Raw genomic sequence first — 1,224 nt, 5'->3', positions numbered from 1 at the left:
ATCCATGATTTTTGGGTTGCTCCGCNAAATTAACACCGCCCAGCCGGTCAGGCAAGGCGGTTTATGGGACGTTTACTGACTAAGGATAATTAAAAAATGCCGGATTTATCCGGCATTTTTTAATTATCTGTCCATTTTAGAAACGTTCAAGAACAGTTTCTATAAGATGCCTTACTTTAGGTTTATAGTCTGTATTTGCGTTGTTAAGCCTGCGTTCGGCAATGATGCAGCATACAGTCATCGCACGGTGTCCGAGGAGTTTTGCCATACCTTGGAGACATGCTGATTCCATCTCGAAGTTTGTAATCGGTCGACCGTTGAACCGGAAGCTTTCGATTTTCTCGTTCAGATTGGGGTCAGCCAGTTTCAGACGCACCATTCTTCCTTGCGGAGCATAGAAGCCTACAGCTGCAATTGTAAATCCTCGCACCATGTCATCACGACCAATTCTCTCTACAAGCTCAGCATCGGCATCTACAGTGTAAGGGGCTGCCCATGTCTCTTTCCATTCCGTATGTTTGCAGAATTCGCGTTCAAACTCAAGATCGCACACTTTATCACGGTCGGCGTAGAAATTCAGAATGCCGTCGAATCCCATGCCTTTTTCTGCTATTACGAAATCACCAATGTGCAAATCCTCCTGTAATGATCCGGAAGTTCCGATACGCACGATGTTGAGAGTGCGATGTTCCTGTTTTATTTTCCGGGTCTTGAAATCTATGTTGGCAAGAGCGTCAAGTTCGGTAACGACAATCTCAATGTTGTCCGGACCTATGCCATGAGAAATGACCATCATCGGTTTCCCCTTGTATGTGCCGCCTATCGCATGAAACTCTCGTGACGAGACATTATAATCTATCGAATCAAAATATGACGCCACCATATCCACTCTGCCGGGATCTCCGACAAAAATGATATTGTCTCGGAGTTGTTCCGGAGTGAGGTGAATGTGAAAAACAGAACCGTCCTCATTGATTATGAGTTCGGAAGCGGGTATAATTCTATCGTCTGTCATAAAATGCATTTAATAATAAAATTTTAAAATGTCCATAGCAGATATTGATGTCAGATCATGACTTTAATTAATTGTAGTCTTGGAAACTGTTTAAATCAGGCATCAATATGCTGGTATGAAAGTTCAATCTCAGATAAGTAAGTGTTGGAAATTAGCTTATATTAAATTTTAGGAGATTTTGAGATGATTTCATGATTCCGAAGAAGGAG

The 1,224-nt window shown here is 42.2% G+C and carries 1 protein-coding gene; it reads right to left on the bottom strand.

Going from position 1 to position 1,224, the window contains the following annotated elements:
* Positions 1 to 136: 136 nt before the first annotated feature.
* Positions 137 to 1,015 (bottom strand): nucleoside phosphorylase, encoded by an 879-nt coding sequence (locus tag JX312_RS13805; RefSeq protein WP_124096519.1) that lies wholly within the window; start codon positions 1,013 to 1,015, stop codon positions 137 to 139.
* Positions 1,016 to 1,224: the final 209 nt, after the last annotated feature.

Source organism: Barnesiella sp. CU968 (genome assembly GCF_905219685.1).
Classification (GTDB): Bacteria; Bacteroidota; Bacteroidia; order Bacteroidales; family Muribaculaceae; genus Lepagella; species Lepagella muris_A.
The sequence above is the reverse complement of the archived record's forward strand: the minus strand, read 5'-3'. Positions and strand labels throughout refer to the sequence as shown.

Coding starts and splice junctions, on each gene's coding strand:
- JX312_RS13805 (WP_124096519.1), bottom strand. CDS start 1,015: ATGACAGACGATAGAATTATACCCGCTTCCGAACTCATAATCAATGAG.